This is a genomic window from Silvimonas iriomotensis, from assembly GCF_014645535.1.
Classification (GTDB): Bacteria; Pseudomonadota; Gammaproteobacteria; order Burkholderiales; family Chitinibacteraceae; genus Silvimonas; species Silvimonas iriomotensis.
Genome location: NZ_BMLX01000003.1, coordinates 190,811 through 210,949, shown reverse-complemented (window position 1 = coordinate 210,949; position 20,139 = coordinate 190,811). Strand labels below are relative to the sequence as shown.

At 62.6% G+C, this 20,139-nt stretch carries 19 protein-coding genes; 3 read left to right on the top strand and 16 right to left on the bottom strand.

The genetic code is table 11. The features are described from left to right. Nucleotides 1–8: 8 nt before the first annotated feature. The 9 genes from IEX57_RS12470 to IEX57_RS12435 form a co-directional block, all read right to left on the bottom strand. Entirely contained in the window at nt 9–665 is a 657-nt protein-coding gene (locus IEX57_RS12470; RefSeq protein WP_188704684.1) for a peroxiredoxin, read from the bottom strand. A 111-nt stretch (nt 666–776) separates the two neighbouring features. Beyond that, nucleotides 777–1,442 carry a Crp/Fnr family transcriptional regulator gene (locus tag IEX57_RS12465; protein ID WP_188704683.1) on the bottom strand — a complete coding sequence of 222 codons (666 nt, stop codon included), beginning with the start codon at nt 1,440–1,442 and terminating at the stop codon, nt 777–779. Between the two features lie 49 nt (nt 1,443–1,491). Next, entirely contained in the window at nt 1,492–2,061 is a 570-nt protein-coding gene (locus IEX57_RS12460) for a cysteine dioxygenase family protein (protein WP_188704682.1), read from the bottom strand. A 124-nt stretch (nt 2,062–2,185) separates the two neighbouring features. Continuing rightward, nucleotides 2,186–2,740 (bottom strand): thioredoxin family protein, encoded by a 555-nt coding sequence (locus IEX57_RS12455; protein WP_188704681.1) that lies wholly within the window; start codon nt 2,738–2,740, stop codon nt 2,186–2,188. Nucleotides 2,741–2,826: 86 nt separating this feature from the next. Continuing rightward, nucleotides 2,827–3,243, bottom strand: a complete 417-nt coding sequence (locus IEX57_RS12450) for an organic hydroperoxide resistance protein (RefSeq protein ID WP_188704680.1) — start codon at nt 3,241–3,243, stop codon at nt 2,827–2,829. A 256-nt stretch (nt 3,244–3,499) separates the two neighbouring features. After that, the gene (locus tag IEX57_RS12445) at nt 3,500–4,510 is read right to left on the bottom strand and encodes an alpha/beta fold hydrolase (RefSeq protein ID WP_188704679.1); all 1,011 of its coding nucleotides are present in this window, start codon (nt 4,508–4,510) and stop codon (nt 3,500–3,502) included. A 111-nt stretch (nt 4,511–4,621) separates the two neighbouring features. After that, nucleotides 4,622–5,956 (bottom strand): ATP-binding protein, encoded by a 1,335-nt coding sequence (locus tag IEX57_RS12440; protein WP_188704678.1) that lies wholly within the window; start codon nt 5,954–5,956, stop codon nt 4,622–4,624. Beyond that, entirely contained in the window at nt 5,953–6,075 is a 123-nt protein-coding gene (locus tag IEX57_RS21305) for a hypothetical protein (protein WP_268238336.1), read from the bottom strand. Before IEX57_RS21305 ends, IEX57_RS12440 begins: the two co-directional genes overlap by 4 nt. 183 nt (nt 6,076–6,258) lie before the next feature. Beyond that, nucleotides 6,259–7,722 (bottom strand): HD domain-containing phosphohydrolase, encoded by a 1,464-nt coding sequence (locus tag IEX57_RS12435; protein ID WP_188704677.1) that lies wholly within the window; start codon nt 7,720–7,722, stop codon nt 6,259–6,261. Nucleotides 7,723–7,870: 148 nt separating this feature from the next. Between IEX57_RS12435 and IEX57_RS12430 the strand changes: the two genes are divergently transcribed. After that, nucleotides 7,871–8,647: an alpha/beta fold hydrolase gene (locus IEX57_RS12430; RefSeq protein ID WP_188704676.1), complete on the top strand. Its 777-nt coding sequence runs from the start codon at nt 7,871–7,873 to the stop codon at nt 8,645–8,647. 60 nt (nt 8,648–8,707) lie between these two features. Here the strand turns inward: IEX57_RS12430 and IEX57_RS12425 are convergent, their stop codons facing one another. The 6 genes from IEX57_RS12425 to IEX57_RS12400 form a co-directional block, all read right to left on the bottom strand. Further along, nucleotides 8,708–9,457, bottom strand: a complete 750-nt coding sequence (locus IEX57_RS12425; RefSeq protein ID WP_188704675.1) for a response regulator — start codon at nt 9,455–9,457, stop codon at nt 8,708–8,710. A 216-nt stretch (nt 9,458–9,673) separates the two neighbouring features. Next, the gene (locus IEX57_RS12420) at nt 9,674–10,543 is read right to left on the bottom strand and encodes an HDOD domain-containing protein (RefSeq protein ID WP_188704674.1); all 870 of its coding nucleotides are present in this window, start codon (nt 10,541–10,543) and stop codon (nt 9,674–9,676) included. Nucleotides 10,544–10,720: 177 nt separating this feature from the next. After that, complete coding sequence (locus IEX57_RS12415) at nt 10,721–10,918, bottom strand: hypothetical protein (protein WP_188704673.1); 198 nt, start codon at nt 10,916–10,918, stop codon at nt 10,721–10,723. After that, nucleotides 10,918–12,333 carry an efflux transporter outer membrane subunit gene (locus IEX57_RS12410; protein WP_188704672.1) on the bottom strand — a complete coding sequence of 472 codons (1,416 nt, stop codon included), beginning with the start codon at nt 12,331–12,333 and terminating at the stop codon, nt 10,918–10,920. The genes IEX57_RS12415 and IEX57_RS12410 overlap by 1 nt, the downstream gene beginning before the upstream one ends. Further along, complete coding sequence (locus IEX57_RS12405) at nt 12,320–15,466, bottom strand: efflux RND transporter permease subunit (RefSeq protein ID WP_188704671.1); 3,147 nt, start codon at nt 15,464–15,466, stop codon at nt 12,320–12,322. Before IEX57_RS12405 ends, IEX57_RS12410 begins: the two co-directional genes overlap by 14 nt. A 9-nt stretch (nt 15,467–15,475) precedes the next feature. Next, nucleotides 15,476–16,669 carry an efflux RND transporter periplasmic adaptor subunit gene (locus tag IEX57_RS12400; protein ID WP_188704670.1) on the bottom strand — a complete coding sequence of 398 codons (1,194 nt, stop codon included), beginning with the start codon at nt 16,667–16,669 and terminating at the stop codon, nt 15,476–15,478. 154 nt (nt 16,670–16,823) lie between these two features. Between IEX57_RS12400 and baeS the strand changes: the two genes are divergently transcribed. Then, complete coding sequence (gene baeS / locus IEX57_RS12395; RefSeq protein ID WP_188704669.1) at nt 16,824–18,200, top strand: sensor histidine kinase efflux regulator BaeS; 1,377 nt, start codon at nt 16,824–16,826, stop codon at nt 18,198–18,200. Further along, nucleotides 18,197–18,865, top strand: a complete 669-nt coding sequence (locus IEX57_RS12390; protein WP_188704668.1) for a response regulator — start codon at nt 18,197–18,199, stop codon at nt 18,863–18,865. The genes baeS and IEX57_RS12390 overlap by 4 nt, the downstream gene beginning before the upstream one ends. Here the strand turns inward: IEX57_RS12390 and IEX57_RS12385 are convergent. Further along, nucleotides 18,847–20,124 carry a cytochrome-c peroxidase gene (locus tag IEX57_RS12385; protein ID WP_188704667.1) on the bottom strand — a complete coding sequence of 426 codons (1,278 nt, stop codon included), beginning with the start codon at nt 20,122–20,124 and terminating at the stop codon, nt 18,847–18,849. The two genes, IEX57_RS12390 and IEX57_RS12385, sit on opposite strands and share 19 nt — an antisense overlap. Nucleotides 20,125–20,139: the final 15 nt, after the last annotated feature.

The window sequence follows — 20,139 nt, the reverse complement described above, 5'->3', positions numbered from 1 at the left end:
TATGACATTCAGCCAGGTTGTTTTGTGGTGCGCAGATACGGCTTGATGGTCTTGAAACCGGGGAAACGTTCCGCGGCTTCTTCATTGCTGACGGCCGGCGTGATGATCACATCGTCGCCCTGCTTCCAGTTCACCGGGGTGGCCACTTTATGCCGGGCGGTCAGTTGCATGGAATCGAGCACGCGCAGGATTTCATCAAAATTGCGGCCGGTGGTCATGGGGTAAGTCAGCATCAGCTTGATGCGCTTGTCCGGGCCGATGATGAAGACCGAACGCACGGTTGCGTTGGTGGCGGCAGTGCGGCCTTCGGCGCCGCCGGCTTCATCGGCGGGCAGCATGTTGTAGAGCTTGGCCACGTTCAGATCGGTGTCGCCAATCATCGGGTACTTCACCGCAGCGCCCTGAGTTTCTTCAATGTCAGCCGCCCATTTTTCGTGGTTTTCCACGGCATCGACCGACAGGCCGATCAGCTTGGCGTTGCGGCGGGTGAATTCGGGCTCGATCCGGGCCATATAGCCCAGTTCAGTGGTGCAAACCGGGGTGAAATCTTTGGGGTGCGAAAACAGGATGGCCCACTGCTCGCCAATCCAGGTATGAAAATCGAGGATGCCGTGCGTGGTGCGCGCGGTGAAATTGGGGGCGATATCGTTGATGCGCAAAGACATGGTGCGTGCTCCTGTGAAACCGTTGAAAGGCTGACGAGAGACCCGTCCTGGATCTGGCTGCAGTATCCGGCAGGGGCACGCTAAAACTTGGTGATAAAAATCACCAAGCTTTCAGAAATTGACAAGTTTTTTCAAAGACGCCGCATCAAGCACGCACACCTGCCCGCGCTCCAGCCGCACCCAGCCGCGGTTTTCGAAGTCTTTCAGCAACCGGCTGACCAGTTCCCGGAAGCTGCCCAGCTCGTCGGCCATGGCCTGATGCGTGAGTTCCACTGGCGACGGGCGCGAGATCAATAACGCCGCCAGCCGCTGGTCCAGTTTCTGGAATGCAACGGCAGTCACGAGGTTCATCAGTTCAGTCAAACGCTCGGAAAACCGGTTGAACACCTGGTTGCGAAACTGTTCCAGCTGCCCGAACAACTGCTTGAAAGAACCCGGCGGCAGCACCACCAGCTCCAGTTCCTCCTGCACTACGCCGCGCGCCTGATATGGCGAATTGGCCAGCAGGCAACTGCTGGTCAGAATACAGGTCTCGCCCGGTAACACCTGGTACAGGTACAGATCACGCCCGCTGGGGGACGATTTGATCACCCGCGCGCTGCCCGATATCAGCAACGGGAACCCCATGCACGGCTGGTTTTCATCAAACATCAGCGCGCCATCAGGCACCTTCATATAGGTGGCATTGGCAAACAGCCGGTCGCGATCTGCCGCCGGCAGATCTGCCAGCAAGGGGTACAGCGCCAGCACGCGGGACTGGATATCGGGATTGATCAACGCAACACCTTCAGCAAGTAGTCAGCATGAACATGACGGCGGCCGCCATTTAACTCTCATTATGTGACACATCAATGCGCTGGCGGCGGCGCGAGCCGACATCATAAATGTTGAAGCTGTTCATGGTGCGGCCATACAGATGCAGACTCACTGCCCGCCCCCGCCCCTGCGGCACGCCGGTGACGTGGATATGATCGGGATTGGGCACAAAACTGGTGACCGCGCCGCGCCCCAGCAGCAAGGTGCCGCCACGGGCCAGATCAATGTCTTCATCCGCGTGCCGGTCTGGCGAAAGGCGCACATAGCTGCGTTCTTCCAGCACGCCTTCCACCACGCCCACCACGCCCCAGCTGCCGTGATCATGCACTGGCGTCCACTGGCCAGGCAGCCACACCAGCGCGTACAAAGACAAGCCGGCATCCGGCGCGCAGTAGATCAGGTTGCGGGTGTAGGTGGCCGGGTCGCTGCGAAAATGCTGCGGCTCCAGAAAAGAGCCGGCGTGTTCGATCAGGTCAAGCATCAGCGGGGCCAGGGCCAGCACGCAATCGGCCGGGTCCGGCTGCTGGTGGCTGCACAGGCTGGCGTCGCGGATAAATGAATCCAGGGCGGTCGTGGTCATGGCGTCTTCACGGTGGCAAGGGCAAACCGGGCCACAGCATGCCTGCGACCCGGACATCAACGGCGTTAGCGCTCAGCCTGGTACAAACCGCCAGCAGAATCAAATGTCAGATCACGCTGACATTTCATGACCTTGGCGCGGTGCGGGCCTGCGCCAGCAACTGCTGGATCTGCGCCTCGGTTTCGTCATACTGGCCTTCGCCAATGGTGCGGTAAACCACCTGTCCTTGCGCATCCACCAGATAGATCGCCGGCCAGAACTGGTTTTGCCAGGCGTCCCAGTTGCTGTTGTGGTTATCTTGCGCCACCGGGTAATGAATGCCATAGCGCTTGATGGCGTCTTGCAGATTGGCGGTCGAGGCTTCGTAGGGGTATTCCGGAGTGTGGACGCCCACCACCACGAGGCCCTGATCCTTGTACTTGTCGTACCAGGCTTTCACGTGGGGCAGCGTGTGAATGCAGTTGATGCAGGAATACGTCCAGAAATCGACCAGCACCACCTTGCCACGCAGCTGGTTCATGGTCAGCGGCGGGGAGTTGATCCACTGGGTAACGCCGGTAAATTCCGGCGCGGCGGTGTGGCTGGCCGCAGTGGGGTTGCCGCCATGGGTCTGGGTACCGAAAGCCACGGCACCGACACATGCAGCGGCAAGCGCGATAACACAAAGCAGGGTTCTCATGATTGCACCTCGTGGGTTCAGGAATTGCGCCGGGCGGCGGCGCGGATACGGCCACGCCCGGACACGTCAACCAGTCTGACTTGTGATCAGGCCAGCAAGAGCTCGATATGGATGTTGTTACGCAGTGCCTTGGAATACGGGCAGATCTGGTGTGCGCCATCCACCACCTTGCGGGCCGTCTCTGCTTCGATCCCCGGCAGGTGCACGGTCAGGCGCGCTTGCAGGAAGAACTCGTCCGCCGCCGTGCCCAGATCAATCTCGGTATGCAGCCATGCATCTGCCGGCAGCTTCACTTGCAACTTGCTGGCAGCGCGGTTCATGGCGCCGATAAAGCAGGCAGACCAGCCGGCGGCCAGCAGTTGTTCCGGGTTGGTGCCGGCCCCCTTGCTGCCCGGGGGCGAGAGCTTGATATCAAGGCGACCGTCGTCGCTGTGGGCCTGGCCTTCACGGCCGCCGGTTACGTTGACCTGGGCGGTGTACAGCACGTTTTCGATCTGTGTCATGACTTTCTCCTTGTATGAACTGATGGCTTGCTGGTGGTTTGTTCCGGCCCGGTCGGCCCTGAACACGGAACACATTTAACCGGCCCGATGTATCGCGGATGTAGCCGCAAACACCGGCCTGCGCATGCGACTGTGTACAGCGCACGCTGTGCTACAAAACCCTACAAATCTCTGGCTGTCTGGCGCGCTGGCGTGGGTTAGCCAGGCAAAAAGAAAGCACCCCACGGGTGCTTTCCGGGTGTGGTCGGGGCACGGATCAGAAGCGATCCACGTCCTCGATGGCTTGCACAAATGCCGCCGGCGCTTCTTGCGGCAGGTTGTGTCCGATACCGCCATCCACCTGGCGGTGCTCATACTTGCCGGTAAAGCGCTTGGCATAAGCCGCCGGGGCCGGGTGCGGCGCGCCGTTGGCATCGCCCTCCAGCGTGATGGTCGGCACGGTAATGGCCGGGAAGGTCGCCAGCTTTTGTTCGATGGCGTCGTATCTGGCTTCGCCCTGGGCCAGGCCCTGGCGCCAGCGGTAGTTCTGGATGGTCAGCGCCACGTGATCCGGGTTATCAAAGGCCTGGGCGGAGCGGTTAAAAGTGGCATCGTCAAACTTCCACTCGGGTGAGGCCGTCTTCCAGATCAGGCGGTCAAAGTCGTGGGTGTACTTGGCGTAGCCCGCTTCGCCGCGCGGGGTAGAGAAGTAAAACTGGTACCACCATTGCAGTTCGGCGGCTGGCGGGAGCGGCGCCTTGTTCACTTCCTGGCTGCCGATCAGATATCCGCTGACGGACACCAGCGCCCTGGTGCGCTCCGGCCACAGCGCGGCGACGATATCGGCGGTGCGGCCACCCCAGTCGTAACCGCCCAGAATGGCCTTGTCGATGTGCAACGCGTCCATGAAGGCGATGACATCGCTGGCCAGCGCGGCCTGTTGCGCGTTGCGCGGCGTATCGGCCGACAAGAAGTGCGTGGTGCCAAAACCGCGCAAATAAGGCACGTACACGTGGTAGCCCGCAGCGGCCAGCGCCGGGGCGACATCGACATAGCTGTAGATGTCATACGGCCAGCCGTGCAGCAGGATCACCGGCTTGCCGTTTTTGGGGCCGTCTTCGGCGTAACCGACATCCAGCACGCCGGCCTTGATGTGCTTGAGCGCGGCAAATTCAGTATGCGCGCCGGCAACCACCGGGTCGGCAGCATGGGCAGGCTGGGCCAGCGAGAGACCGGCAAGGGCGGCGGCAGCAAGGCCGGAACGCAGCTGGCTGAGAACGTGGGACATGATGTTTTTCCTTTGATGTATGAAAACAAGGCGTGCGTGTCACCTGACCCGCTGCATGCACAGGGGCTTCGGTTGCTAACGTAATTGAAAAAAACGGGGCTGGAGCGGGGCTTACCCGGATGGGCAGGAGTGGTTATCTGCCGTGAAGCGGAGTCGGGCCTCTACTCCACCTTCCGGGCGGTTCTGCAGGGTTAAAACGGCGTTCATGGCCTGACTTAACTGCCGGGCAATGGCTAGCCCCAGGCCGGTGCCGCCGGTCTCGCGGTTGCGCGATCCTTCAAGCCGGAAAAAGGGCTGGAACACGGCTTCAAGCTGGTCGGCCGGGATACCGGGGCCGTTGTCGCAGACGCTGACCAGCACATCTGCGCCATCCAGTGCGACGGTGACATCTGCGTTACCGCCGTACTTGAGCGCGTTATCAATCAGGTTGCCCAGCACGCGCTTGAGCGCTTGTGGCCGCGTGATCACTTTGGCGCCCACATGGCCTGCCAGCGTGACGGGCTGGCCGGCGTCCTGGTAGTCGTAAACCATGCTGCTCAAGAGCGCGTCCGGGTCGATGCGCACGGGCGGCTCGTTCACGCCTTGCAAGGTGCGGGCATAGGTCACGCCTTCCTTGACCAGGGACTGCATCTCGGTCAGGTCTTTGTTGAGTTTGTCGCGCAGATCGGTGTCATCCAGCAGATCGGCCCGGACCCGCATGCGGGTGATCGGCGTTTGCAGGTCGTGCGAGATCGCGGCCAGAATCTGCACCCGTTCAGCCATGTATTGCGCAATGCGCGTCTGCATGGCGTTAAAGGCACGCGCCGCGCGGATCACCTCGCTGGGGCCGGTTTCCGGCAGCGCCACGGCTTTCAGATCCGGGCCCAGCGTATCGGCAGCGGCGGCGAGTTTTTCCAGCGGCTGCGTCACCAGCCGCACACCCAGCCACACCGCGGCGGCGATCAGCAGCAGCTGCGCCAGCAACAACAGCGGCAACCAGGCGGGGATGGGCAATGGCGCCGGGATCATGTCGATGGTCAGCGCGCTGCCGTCATGCAGCGTGACATGGGCCTGGACGCGGTCACGGCTGCCCGGCACCTTGCTGGCGGTAACGCTGTAATGCTGGCCAATGGCATCGACAAACGCGGCGGCAATACGGCGGGAGAGTTCGGTATCCGGCACGCCGCCCGCCAGGCCCTGGCCCAGTTCAAACTGATAGGTGCGGCGCGCCAGACGCGGCAACCATGTGGGGCGCTCAGCCGCTGGCAGACGGTCGAGCAAGGCGACAGAGCTGGCGACATCTTTTTCCAGATACCCCAGCATCATGTCGGTGGTGGCCGCGCCGCGCTCACGCACGATCAGCACGTAAGTGAGGCCATGCGCCAATAACAGCCCGCCCAGAAAAACCAGCGAGAGGCGGGTAAACATGGTGCGCGGCCAGCGGGCGCCGGTAGGGGTGGTGGTCATTCGGGTTGCCGCTTCTGGCGAGACGTACTGTTGGTGATCAGCTGGCACTGCGCCGGAAACACCGTTTCGACGATGGCAGTACAAGCCAGAAAAGAAAACAGCAGCAAATAGCGTTTCATGTTGATCTCCAGGCGGCGGGGCTTGCGTAATCACCGTGATGTCCGGCTTGCCCATGGCGTGCTTCAGTTGTGCACGCCCTCTTTATATCCGGCCTGGAAAAGGCCTTTGTATGACAATGTATATGCGCGGCCACATCACACAAAACATTTCACTTGGTGCTGTTTTGTGGCGGTTTTTTGCCGCTACAGCACGCCCAGCGTGAATGCTTTCAGGGTGGCCGCCGCCCGGGTACTGCATTGCAGTTTGCGGAAAATACTCTCCATATGCGTGCGCACGGTGCTGGGGCTGATCACCAGCGCGCGGGCCACTTCCTTGTTGCTTTCGCCCAGGCTGATGCGGCGGAGTACATCGGTTTCGCGCTCTGACAACAGGCCAGGCGCCTTGCGGGTTTGCGCACTGGACTGGCCGGTGACCTCACCGATCAGCGCCTCAACAATGGCCGCATCCAGCCGGCCAGCGGCGGCTTCAGCGCGCAACTGCGTGGCGGCCTCAGCCGGGGTGAGCGCGGCCCGCCACGGCCGGCGCGAGACCAGCGCGCACCAGGCCACGGCTGCGGCCAGAATGCGGCACTCGGTCGAGATGGCCTGAGCAGTCACGCTGCGGAAATACCCGCTGCCATCCAGCCGTTCATAAGCATACGAGGCCAGCTCTGCTGCTGCCGCCAGCGCGGCGGTGTGCTGCGCAGCGCGCCGCGTCCAGTAGGGCACCAGCCGCACGCGCTCCCACGCGGCATAAGCCAGCGGGCCGGGGGTATTCCATAAAGCGTTGGGCAAGGCGGCACGGCCGATGTTGTGGATCAACCCGGCGCGGTAAAGCTGCTGCGTTTGCGCCGGTTCCAGCCCCAGCGCGGTGGCCATGCCCTGCGCCAGCGTGGCCACCTGGCGCGAATAGCCGGCCAGCCAGGGCAGTTTCAGGTCGGCAATATCGGCCACCAGTTCCAGCGCCACGGGTTGGGTGGTGGCTGGCAGCGCGGGCGGCAGCAGGGTGCCGACTGTGCTGAAGGTATCCAGTTGGGCCAGCCATGCGCTGGCCTGTTGCAACAGCAAGTCCGCCAGTGCGGCCGGGTAAACCTGGCCGGCGCGGCTTTCGATCAACTGGCGGGCGCGGGGCAGTCCATGCGCGCGGCTGAGGATTTCCAGATCGCTGGCCAGTGCCACGATATACACCGCCAACGGCACCGCATCGCCTTGCAGCACGCCCGGCAGACCGCGGCCGTCATAACGTTCAAAGGTGTGGCGCAGGGCGGTTTCAATGTCGGTGCCCAGATCAAGCATGCGGGCGATATCCCCCGCTACTTCGCAATGAATCTGCGCCATTTCCGGCATCTGGCTTTGCGCCTTGGCGCTCATGGGCGCCAGGGTGAGCGCCATCATGGCTTCGCGGCCGGCGACGTCATCGCCCAGGATGCGCTCAAAGCCGGCGGCATTGGCGGTACAGCCGGACCAGCGCAGCAGGGCCGCGATCTCCACCGCGGCGATCACGCCTTCATCACAGCCCGCCGCGCGGGCCAGCGCCATGGCCAGCCAGGCCGTGCGCGGAGACTGGTCCGTGGCGCGGCCCATGCTCAAGTCGCCAATGAACGCGATCGCCACAATGGCGTCCCGCGCCGGAATCAGCGCGGCCTGTTCAAACGGTATTGCCTGCATCAACTACACCTGGTTGCCCGGGTTGGTGGTACCGCAGCCAGTGACGCGATGGAGGCGCGTATCGGATATCCGACCGATGTTGCCCTGCCCCCGCCCTGCGCATACTTCGTCCTGTCTTGCACACACCAACAACCCAAGGAGATTCATCATGACTGCCCGTATTTTCATTGCCACTGCCGTTGCCACCCTTGCCCTGTCTGCCGGCGTTGCCCACGCTGCTGACACCGCCAAAGCCGATGCACCGACCGTGGTCATCGTGCACGGCGCGTTTGCCGACGGCTCTGACTGGTCCCGCGTGATTCCCTATCTGCAAGCCAAGGGCATCAAGGTGACTGCCGTACAAAACGGCCTTGACTCGCTGTCTGGCGACGTTGCCGCCGCCCAGCGCGCCATTGCCAACGCCCCTGGCCGCGTCGTGCTGGTGGGCCACTCCTGGGGCGGCACCGTGATTACCCAGGCCGGCAATGATCCCAAGGTGGCCGCGCTGGTCTATGTCGCCGCCTTTGCCCCGGATGCAGGCCAGTCCACCGCAGACCAGGGCACGCAATACCCGGTGCCGGAAGGCATCAAGCATCTGCAAGCCGATGCCGCCGGTTATCTGTCGCTGTCGGCCGACGGCGTGGCCAGCTACTTTGCCCAGGACCTGCCGCGTGCCCGCACCGACGTGATGGCCGCCACCCAGGGCCCGATCCAGTCCAAAGCGTTTGGCGAAAAAGTGACCGCCGCCGCCTGGAGCACCCGCCCGAACTGGTACATCGTTTCGTCCAGTGACCGCATGATCCAGCCAGACCTGGAACGCGATTACGCCAAAAAACTGAACGCCAAAACCACCGTGCTGCCGTCCAGCCACGTGCCGCAACAATCGCACCCGGAAGACGTCGCCAAGGTCATCATCGACGCCGTGCAGACCGTCGCTGCCAAATAAGCAGCAGTGCCGGAGCAACGAAGGCGGGCCTACAAGGCCCGCCTTTTTTGCATGGCCCGCTTAGAAATCCTGGCGAGCTTCGGTGATCTCTACCGCCATGGCCAGCACATAGCCTTCGCTGCGCACGGTTTTGATATACGCCGGTTCACGCGCGTCATCGCCCAGCCGCTGGCGCACGCGGCTGACCAGAAGATCAATCGAGCGGTCAAACAGATCGGCCTCGCGCCCCTGGGTCAGGTTAAGCAGTTGATCCCGGTTCAGCACGCGCTGCGGGTGATCCACAAATGCCCGCAACAAACGGTATTCCGCACCACTGAGCGCCACCACCGTCCCGCTTTTGTCGACCAGGTGACGCGCCGTGGTATCGAGTTTCCAGTCGCCAAACGCCAGCACCTGCGCCGCTTCGGTAATCTGCAGGTTGGGCGGCAGCATGCGGGTACGGCGCAGCACGGATTTGATCCGCGCCAGCAACTCGCGTGAGGCAAAGGGCTTGGTCAGATAATCATCCGCGCCCATTTCCAGCCCCAGCACGCGGTCGGTTTCGTCATCGCGCGCGGTCAGCATCAGGATCGGGACCAGTTTGTGTTTGCCGGCGCGCAATTCCCGGCACAGCGACAGGCCATCTTCACCCGGCATCATGATATCGAGCACGATCAGATCAACCGGGGTGACATCCAGAATGGCGCGCATATGCCGGCCGCCTTGGGCCACGGATACGCGCAGGCCGTTTTTGGTGAGATAGGTGGCGACAAGATCGCGGATTTCGCGGTCGTCATCCACGACCAGGATGTGATCGATATGCGTGTCCATGAGCGCCTTCAAATGCAAACAAACGGCCCGGTTGCCGGCAAGACGGCAGTGTACGGCGCCGCGCCCGGCCCATTGTGTGGCAGTGTCCAATGCGCCGGGATTTGTACACTATGGTACAGAGCAATGACAGTGGCATTGAGGGTGGCGGGTCTGTCGACTGGCAGAGGCCTGGGTCTGCGCATCCGCACAGGTCAGCGCTGCGTTACGCCATTTTTCTTACGAATGATGCGCCCCCTGCCCGTGTTCGTTCTCCCGCGCGATCGCCAGCAAGACTTCATCGCGATACGTTTCTGTCAGATCAAGCGGCGCCAGCAAGGTGGCGTAACTGGTGTTGGGCAAGAAGTGATGCAGGGCGATGATGTCCGACGGGATGGCGGGGTTTCGCGGGTCGCTTTGCAGGTGGCGGGCGGTGTCGTTGGCAATGCGGGCGATATTGGCGCGGATGTTGTCGACCCCCTTGATCAGCATGGCAATCAGCGGCGGCAGGTGCCAGGCCGAGGCCAGTGACAAAGAGAGCGTCTTGAAGGCAAAGCCGGCCACTTGTTGCTGCGCTTGCAGGGTACGGGTGGCGCGGCCGCTTTGCATTTCATCTTGCACGGCCAGCGGGATTTCCGGCGCAAAGTGCCACAGCAGCATCTCGCCCATTTCGGCCAGCAAGGCGGCCAGCGCCACTTCTTCCGGCGAGATATCCGCGCGCCAGCCGGCCCACTGGCGGGCCAGCATGCCGGCGCGGGCGCAGCGCGATTCGCTCAGCAGCAGACCTTCTTGTTCGTCACTGCAGACCGGGGCGTTCTCGATCAATTTGATCAGGTTGTCTGTGCCGGTATGCAAAATGGCCGAGAGCGGCGTGGTGCTCTCGCGCCCCAGATGGTGCGAGCGGTGCGCCTCGGCATATCGCAACAGCCGCAGCGCCAGAAACGAATCGCTGTTGGCCAGTTCAACCAGCCGCTTGGGCGCGACGGTGTCGGCGTGCTCCACGAGCAAGTCCAGCAGACCTTTGGTCCGCGGCATGACCGGGATTTCCTGCACTTTCAGGTAATGCGTCCACTGCTCTACATCCCAGTGTTTCTGGGCGCTGGTGAGCATGTTGATGCCTCGCTGGGGCCAGGGAAAGGAATGTCGCTACCGGGCACTGGCCTGCAAGCTGACCGGCCTGCACACCTGCGCCCCTCAGTAGTATCACACTCCAGTCTATGCCGTGGATAGCCGTCATGCCGGGCTGCAGCCTTTGTGCAAAGCCGCGCGGCCATCGCCCTGCGCTATTTACTGCCAGCGGTCCCAGTCTGTAAGCAGGATGACGGCCCAGGTTCTGAACAGATCAGCGCCGTCACTACTGATCTGCACCATGCACGGCAGGCAGGGGCGGCTGACGGCGCGTTGATCCGGCGCGAACGAGCTGGCGCTCAGCGACAGCGCCAGCACGCCGGTCACAAAGGTGAGCTTGCCGGAGCAGGCCGGCATCAGCTGTTGGCGTCCGCGCCGCCGCCCAGCACCTTGTACAGCGTTACCCGGTTGGTCGCTTCGCTGAGCTGCAAAGAGATCAGGTCTTGCTGGGCACTGTAAAAGGCGCGCTGGGCGACCAGGGTAAGCAAGTAGCTATCCACACCGTTCTTGTAGCGGGCGTCGGCCAGCGTGTAGCTGCGTTGCGATGCGTTTACCAACGCGCGCTGGGCATCCAGACGCTCGTCCAGCCGGGCGCGCACGGCCAGCGCGTCGGCCGTTTCCTGGAAGGCGCTCTGAATGGCTTTTTCATACTGGGCCACCGCAATATTGCTGGAGATCCTGGCGACATCCAGCGAGGCCTGCAGCGCACCGGCATGGAAAATCGGCACGGAAATGGTCGGCATAAATGACCAGGTGCGCGTGCCGGCGCTGAACAAGGTAGAGAGCGCATCGCTGCCCACACCGGCAGAGCCGGTCAAGGAGATGGTCGGGAAGAACGCTGCGCGCGCCGCGCCAATGTCGGCATTGGCGGCCTTGAGCGTGTACTCGGCCGACAGGACATCCGGCCGTTGCAGCAGCACGCTGGACGACATATTGGCCGAGACCGGTGCCAGCGCCACGGCGTTGTCGTACGCGGCGGCGTCGGGCAGCAGGTCGGCCGACACGGCGGTGCCCACCACCAGATCAAGCGCATTGCGCGCTTCATCCAGGCTGGTGGCATAGCTGGCGACATCGGCCCGTGCGCTTTGCACGCTGGCCTCAACAGTGGCCAGATCGGTGCCGGCCACCGCCCCGGTGTCATGCATCTGCCGGGTCAGGGCGAGGGTTTTTTGCTGGCTTTCCAGCGTTTGTCTGGCCAGCGCCACGCGCTGCTGGTAAGCGGCGACCGTCAGCCAGTCGCCGGCCACTTCGGCCACCAGACTCATGCGCGTGCTGCGCTGGGTTTGCGCCGTGGCCAGATAGGTTTGCAGCGCTTCGTCATTCAGGCTGCGGATGCGGCCAAACAGATCAAGCTCCCAGCTGCTGAAGCCCACCGTGGCGCTGGCGCTGCGGCTGATGCTGGTTTTGCCGTTGCTTCCCGTGGCGCTGGTGGTTTGCGAGCCGGTGGCATCAATCGATGGCAACGAGTTGGCGCGCTGGAACTGATACTGCGCCCGCGCTTTTTCGATATTGAGCACGGCCACGCGCAAATCCCGGTTGTTCTGCAGCGCCAGCGCAATCACCTGCCGCAGACGTTCGTCCAGGAACACGTCATGCCAGTCCATGCTGGTGAACGACGTGGCCGGTTCCGCCGCCGCTGTCGCGGCCGGAAACTGTGCCGGTACCGGTGAGGCCGGTTGCGTGTATTGCGGCGCCATGCTGCTGCAGCCGGCCAGGATGCTGGCACACACAACGCTCAGTACCAGGCGGGGGAAACGATCAAACTGGATCATGATGAACATCCTCATGCGCGGCGTGCTTTTTCTTGCCCGGGAACAGGCTGCGCACGATCACGTAAAACAGCGGAATAAAGAAAATACCCAGCAGCGTGGAGGTCAGCGTGCCGCCAAACACCCCGGTGCCCAGCGAGTGACGGCTGGCCGAGCCCGCGCCGCTGCTGACCACCAGCGGCAGCACGCCCAGCAAGAATGCGGCGGAGGTCATCAGAATCGGGCGCAGACGCTGGCGGGCGGCTTCGATTACCGCGGCGGTCACCGAGGCGCCTTTTTGTTCAAGCTCGCGCGCAAATTCCACAATCAGAATGCCGTTCTTGGCGGCCAGGCCCACCGTGGCCAGCAAGCCCACCTGGAAGTAGACATCGTTGTTCAGACCGCGCAGCGTGGTCAGCACCAGCGCGCCGACAATACCGATCGGCACGGCCAGCATCACCGAGAACGGAATCGACCAGCTTTCATACAGCGCAGCCAGGCACAAGAACACAAACAGCAGCGAGATTGCGTACAGCAGCGGCGCTTGCGAGCCGGCTTGCTGTTCCTGATAAGACAGGCCGGACCATGAATACCCGAAGCCCGCCGGCAATTGCCTGACCAGCTTTACCATCTCGGTCATGGCCGTGCCGGAGCTGACGCCCTGGCCCGGTTCGCCGCTGATCTCCATCGACGCCGTACCGTTAAAGCGCGCCAGCGAAGCCGCCGCGTAGCTCCAGCCGCTGCCGGCAAAAGACGAGAACGGCACCATGGCGTTGTCGCTGTTGCGCACGGTCCAGCGGTTGATGTCCTGCGGCAACATGCGGGCGTCGGCCTGGCCTTGCACGTAGACCTTCTTGATGCGGCCGCGATCGACAAAGTCGTTCACATAGCTGCCGCCCACCGCCGTGGCCAGCGTGCTGTTGATATCGCTCTGGGTGAGGTTGAGCGCGCCGGCTTTGGCGTCATCAATCTTGATATCAAAGGTGGGGGTGTCTTCCAGCCCGCCGTAACGCACCGCGTTGAGTTTGGGGTCTTGCGCGGCCAGCGACAGCAGTTTTTGTCTGGCCGCGACCAGCGCGTCGTGCCCGGCGCCGCCAAAGTCTTGCAGCTCCATGGTGAAACCGGTCGATTGCCCAAGGCCGGGAATGCCCGACGGCGCAAAGGCAAAGATCTGCGCATCCGGGTGCTGGCCCATCATGGCGCGGGTAATGCGCATGCCGATTTCCGTGGCGTCGGCCTTGCGCTCGTTCCAGTCCTTGAGCTTGATAAACGCCATGCCCGCGTTCTGGCCGCTGCCGCCCATGCTGAAGCCGGACACCGCCATCATGGTGCTCACTTCTGGCTGCTTGCGCACAAACTCCGACACCTGGTTGACCACTTTCTGCGTCTTTTCTGCGGTGGTGCCCGGCGGCATCTTGACCGACACCATCAGCTCGCCCTGATCTTCTTCCGGCAGGAAAGACGTTGGCAGATGCCAGAACAGCGCGCCCATCAGTGCGATCAGCACCACGTACACCCCAAAGCCAAGGCGGCGATGCTTGATCATGCGTTCCACGCCGTGCTCGTAGCGTTTGGCGCTGCGGTCAAAGCTGCGGTTGAACCAGGCAAAAAACCGCCCCAGCACGCCTGGCGCGCTGACATGGCCGCCCTTTTCAATAGGTGTGAGCAAGGTGGCGCACAAAGCCGGGGTCAAGGTCATGGCCACGAGGACCGACAACATCATGGCCGACGCAATGGTCACCGAGAACTGGCGGTAGATCACGCCGGTAGAGCCGCCAAAGAACGCCATCGGCAAAAACACGGCGGTCAGCACCAGCGCAATGCCGATCAGCGCGCCGGTAATCTGCGACATGGACTTGCGCGTGGCTTCACGCGGGGACAACCCTTCCTCGCTCATCAGGCGTTCGACGTTTTCCACCACCACAATGGCATCGTCCACCAGCAAGCCGATGGCCAGCACCATGCCGAACATGGTGAGCGTATTGATGGAATACCCCAGCGCGGCCAGCACGCCGAAGGTGCCCATCAGCACCACCGGCACGGCAATGGCCGGGATCAGCGTCACCCGCCAGTTCTGCAAAAACAGATACATGATGGCGACGACCAGGATCACCGCTTCGATCAGCGTCTTGACCACTTCTTCGATCGAGATCTTCACAAACGGCGTGGTGCTGGAGGCAATCTTGTAGCTGATGCCGGTGGGGAAATACGGCTTGAGTTCGTTCAGGCGCGCTTCAACGGCTTTGGACACCGCCATGGCATTGGCGCCGCTGGCCAGCTCAATGGCAATGCCGGAGGCCGGCTTGCCGTTAAACAGGCTGGTCACCGTGTAGTCTTCGCTGCCCAGTTCAACCTGCGCCACATCAGACAACCGCACCACCGCGCCGGCATTGCTTGATTTGACGACAATCGCCTTGAATTCATCGACCGTTTTCAAGCGGCTGCGCGAGGTAATGGTGGCATTGAGCGCCTGGCCTTTGGCAGCGGGCAAGGCGCCCAGCTGGCCGGCAGAGACATCCGCGTTTTGCGCTTCAATGGCGCTGATCACGTCGGACGGCATCAGCGAATACGTGCGCAGTTTTTCTGGCGACAGCCAGATGCGCATGGCGTACTGCGAGCCCAGCACCTGCACATTGCCTACGCCAGAAACGCGGCTGATCGGGTCCTGGATGGTGGACACCATGAAGTCAGCAATGTCCTTGTCGCTCAGGCTGCCATCGTCTGAGGTAAACGCCAGCACCTCAAAAAAGCTGCCGGCCGAAGACTTGCTGACCGACAACCCGTTGGCCTGCACCGACGAAGGCAACATGGCCTGGGCTTGCTGCAGTTTGTTTTCCACCTGCATCTGCGCCACGTCCGGGTCGGTGCCGGCCTTGAAGGTCAGCTGCACCTGGGCCGAGCCGGAGGACGAACTGCTGGAGGACATGTACATCAGGTTATCCAGCCCGGTCATTTGCTGCTCGATCACCTGGGTGACCGAGTTTTCAACCGTCTGGGCCGATGCGCCGTCGTAGGTGGCGCGGATGGAGACCGTGGGTGGCGCAATGTCCGGATATTGTTCAATGGCCAGGGTAAAGATGGACATCGCACCGGCCAGTGTAATGACAATGGCGATGACCCAGGCAAAGACAGGACGATCAATGAAAAAGCGTGACATGGCGCGTCCTTAACCGGCAGTGGCCGGCTGGCTGGCCGCCGTGGTCGATGCGCTGCCCTCGCCACCCGGCACCTCATGCACTTGCACGGACTGGCCGGCACGCACGTTGCTGCCGCCTTCCAGAATCACCCGTTCGCCAGCCTTGAGGCCGCCGGTGATCACCCACTGGTCTTTTTGCGCGTCGCCCGTCTGCACCACGCGCTCGATCACCTTGCCATCCGTGCCAACCAGCTTGATGGTGGCTTCACCCCTGGTGTTGCGGGTGACGGCGGATTGCGGCACCAGAATGGCGTTGTCATTGAGCGCCATGGGCAACACCGCCTGCACGTACATACCCGGCAGTAGCAGTTTGTCCGGATTGGGCACCAGCGCACGCAAGGTCACGTTGCCGGTACTGGTATCCACCGTTGCCCCAACGAACTCCAGCGTGCCGGTACGGCTGTAGGTGCTGCCGTCTTCCAGCTGGATCTGCACCGGCACTTTGCCATGGACATTCTTGAGCTGGCCGTTATCAAGCTGTTTACGCAGCGCCAGCATTTGCGCGGCAGACTGCGTGACATCGACGTAGATCGGATCCAGTTGCTGGATAGTGGTCAGCGCGTTGGTCTGGCCTGCCGTCACCAGCGCGCCCGGGGTGTAGGTCGAGGTGCTGATCCGGCCCGAGATCGGCGCCGTGATGCGGGTGTAATCCAGATTGATCTTTGCCGTTTTCAGCGAGGCCTGCGCAGCAACCACTGCGGCCTTGTTCTGCTGCAAGGTGGCCACGGCGTCGTCCAGATCCTGCTGGCTGACGGCGTCCAGTTTCACCAGATTGGCGTAACGCTGCGCCTTGGGCTCGGCAGACAGCACGGCAGCCTGGGCGGAATCCAGATTGCCTTTGGCGTTGTCATACGCCGCTTGATAACTGGCCGCATCAATCTGGTACAGCACCTGCCCGGCCTTGACGTCCTGGCCTTCAGTAAACAGCCGTTTCTGGATGATCCCGCCTACTTGCGGGCGTACGTCAGAGGTCATCCAGGCCACGGTGCGGCCCGCCAGCGTCTGGCTCACCGCCAGCTTGCGGGCATGCACGGTCCAGACGCCTACCCGGGATTCAGGCATCTGCGGCGGGGACTGTTCAGAACATGCGGCCAGCAGCAGCAAAGCGGGGATCGCCAACAGCCGCAGGCGCGGAACAAGGGTGGAAGCGGTACGGGAAAACATGTGCTGTCTCTGCCGGGAATAGGTAAATGGTCAACCCGTACCCTAAAAGCACAATGTGGAGCGAATATGGAGTTTTGCCCGGCACGTGGACTTCTACCGCGCAGCCATGTATTTCTTGAAAAAGACAACCGACCACGCGGAGTGGAACCCCACCATGAAACCCGGGCTGACCGCCAAACTGTTCATCGCCATTCTGGCCTCTTGCGCCGTGGTCTTGCTCGTCAATGGCGTGCTGGGCCGGATCAGCTTTGAGCGCGGGTTTCTGGGCTACCTGAACGACCAGGGCGTAGAGCGCATGCATACCGTGGTGCCGCGTCTTGAGGCGGCCTACGCCGCGCATGGCAACTGGGATTTCATGCACAAGAACATGCAGGGCTGGTTCGATTTCATGCGGCCAGCGCCGGGCGAATGGCATGAATCCGGCTCGCCGCCAGTGTCTGACCAGACCGGTGCGGTGCCGCGTTTTGCCCTGCTGGACCAGCACTACCACCTGGTGATCGGCAACCCGGATGCCGGTCGCAACTCGATCTTGCTGCCGGTGGTGGTCAACGGCAATACGGTGGGCTGGATGGCCATGCTGCCCTTCCAGCAAGCCATTGCCGCTGGCGATGTGCGGTTTTTCAATGCCCAGTTGCAACTGTGGTGGCAGATCGGCGTGTTCTCCGTCATCGTGGCGGCGCTGCTGGCCGGCTGGCTGGCGCGCACGCTGTTGCGCCGGTTGTATGGCTTGACCAACGCCACCCACCAGCTGGCCACCGGCAATTACACCAGCCGCGTGGTGGATAAATCACGCGATGAAATCGGCGCGCTGGCCCGCGACTTCAACCAGCTGGCGCAGGCGCTGGAACACACCGAGCGCTCACGCCGCAATTTCATGGCCGACATCTCGCACGAACTGCGCACCCCGCTGGCGGTGATGCGGGCCGAGGTCGAAGCCATGCAGGATGGCATTCGCCCCATGGATCACAGCACGCTGCAATCGGTCGCCGCGCAGATCAACCAGCTGGGCAAACTGGTCGACGATCTGCACGATCTGTCGCTGACCGATGTCGGCGCCCTGACCTACCGGCGCGAGCAACTGGATATCGGCGTCCTGCTGGAAAGCACCCTGCAGCCCTTCCACGGGCGCTTTGCCCAAGCCGGCCTGCAACTGACCTGGCAGCTGGATTTTTCTGATCGGCATATCTACGGAGATGAACGCCGTTTGCAGCAATTGTTTGGCAATTTACTGGAGAACGCCTTGCGTTATACCGATGCCGGCGGCCGGGTTGAAGTACGCGGCTGGCAAGAAAAGGGCCGGCTGCTGGTGACGCTGGATGACAGCACGCCCGGCGTGGACCCGGACAAACTGCCACGCTTGTTCGAGCGCTTTTACCGGGCCGAAAGCTCACGCAACCGCAATAGCGGCGGCAGCGGGCTGGGGCTGGCCATTTGCCGCAACATCGTGGAAGCCCATGACGGCCGGATCGAGGCCCGCGCCTCTGCGCTGGGTGGCCTGCACGTCACGCTGTCGCTGCCGGAGGCCGCATGAGCGAAGGCAAAATCCTGATCGTCGAAGATGAACCCAGCTTGTCCGCCATCTTGCGCGACTACCTTCAAGCCGCCGGTTATACCTGCCAGCAAGTATTTGATGGCAGCCTGGCCGTCACGCAGTTCAAGGCGCTGGCCCCCGATCTGGTCTTGCTGGACCTGACCTTGCCCGGCAAGGACGGCATCGAAATCTGCCGCGATCTGCGCGCGTTTTCTGACGCGCCCATCATCATGGTCACCGCGCGGGTGGAAGAGGTAGACCGGCTGCTGGGGCTGGAAACAGGCGCGGATGACTATGTCTGCAAACCCTACAGCCCGCGGGAGGTGGTCGCCCGGGTCAAGGCCGTGTTGCGGCGCCATCACCGCACGCCGGGGGATGCGGTCGCGGCCGGGCTAAGTCTGGATGACGCGGCCGGCCGCGCCAGCCTGTTCGGGCAGGATCTGGGGCTGACCCAGGTCGAGTTCCGCCTGCTGCGCACGCTGGCGGCAGAGCCCGGGCGCATTTATTCGCGCGATCAGTTGATGGATCATCTTTATCTGGACCGGCGCGTGGTGACCGACCGCGCCGTAGACAGTCACATCAAAAACCTGCGCCGCAAAATGGGTGAATCCGGCGATGCCTGGATTCACTCGGTCTACGGCGCCGGTTATCGCTTCGAGAGCTGATTGCGCGCCGGGCCGCCCGCCACGCTTGAATACCCGTCATCCAGCGTTTTCAGAAAAGCCACAATGTCGCGGATTTGGGCATCATTCAGCACCGGTTTTGCCGGGCCGTGGTTGAACGGCGGGTCGGTGTGATCCACGTTGGCGCGGTAAGCCACGGGCAGATCGTTGTATAGATCAACCTTGCCATTGGCGGCACGGGGAAACCATTTGCCGGCCTTGCTATCGCGCTCGCTGTAAAAGCGCACCGCATCATCCAGGGTATGAAACACCCCGTTATGAAAGAACACCGTGCGGCCCGCGACGTTGCGCAGCGTCGGCGTTTTGAACATGCCGCAGTACTGCGTTTCCTTGCGCATGTCGGTGCGCACGGGGCCGCATAAACCCATATCGAAATACGCCGGGTTCTGATTGGCCGGGATCTCTTTGTTGCGCGGCAAGCCCAGCGCCACAAAGGAATAATCGGTAAACGCAGCGGGGCGGCCGCCCGGCCCGGGCGAGGCAACGTGACATTGCGCGCAGTTGCCTTTGTCCGGATCGCTGAACGCCGTCAGGCCGCGCAATTCAGCCGGGCTGAACGTGGCATGGCCCGACATCACCGCATCAAACTTGCTGGTAAACGGATGAAAAGCCGGGTCTTCGGTTTCAAACGCCTCCAGCGCCTCGCCCGCGTGGACAAACGCCCTGGCCGGATCGGCCCAGACATTGGCGCCATACACTTTGGCAAAGGTACCGGCATACGGGGCGCGGCGCAGTTTGGCGACAACGGCCTCGCGGCTGGCATTGGCCATTTCATCCGGGTTGAGCATGGGCATGGCCATTTGCTCACGCAGTGAGGACATGGCGCCATCGCGCATGAAGCCACCGGTCGGGCCTTCATCGTCGCTGTCTTCCGAGGCCGGCACGTAGTAATGGCGGGTAAACAGCGGGGTAAAGGTGAGATAACGCAGCGACGGCACAGCGCGCGCGCCCGCATGTTTCATGTCCACGCCACCAGGCTGGACCGCCAGACCATTGGCCGGGCCGAAAGCGTGATCCGGACTGTGGCAGGTGGCGCACGACATCTGGCCAGAGCCGGACAAGGTGGCATCAAAGAAGATCTGCTTGCCCAGTTCAGCCGCCGGGCTGAGTTTGTCCGGCACCGCCGGATAACGTACCCAGATGGCCGATTTGGGGGCCGGGGTGGGCGCAGCGCCCGCGCCCGCGCACAACAACAGAAAACCCGCCGCAAGTGCGGCGGGTGCAAAGGTCTTCACAGTCATGGGTGCAGTTCAGGT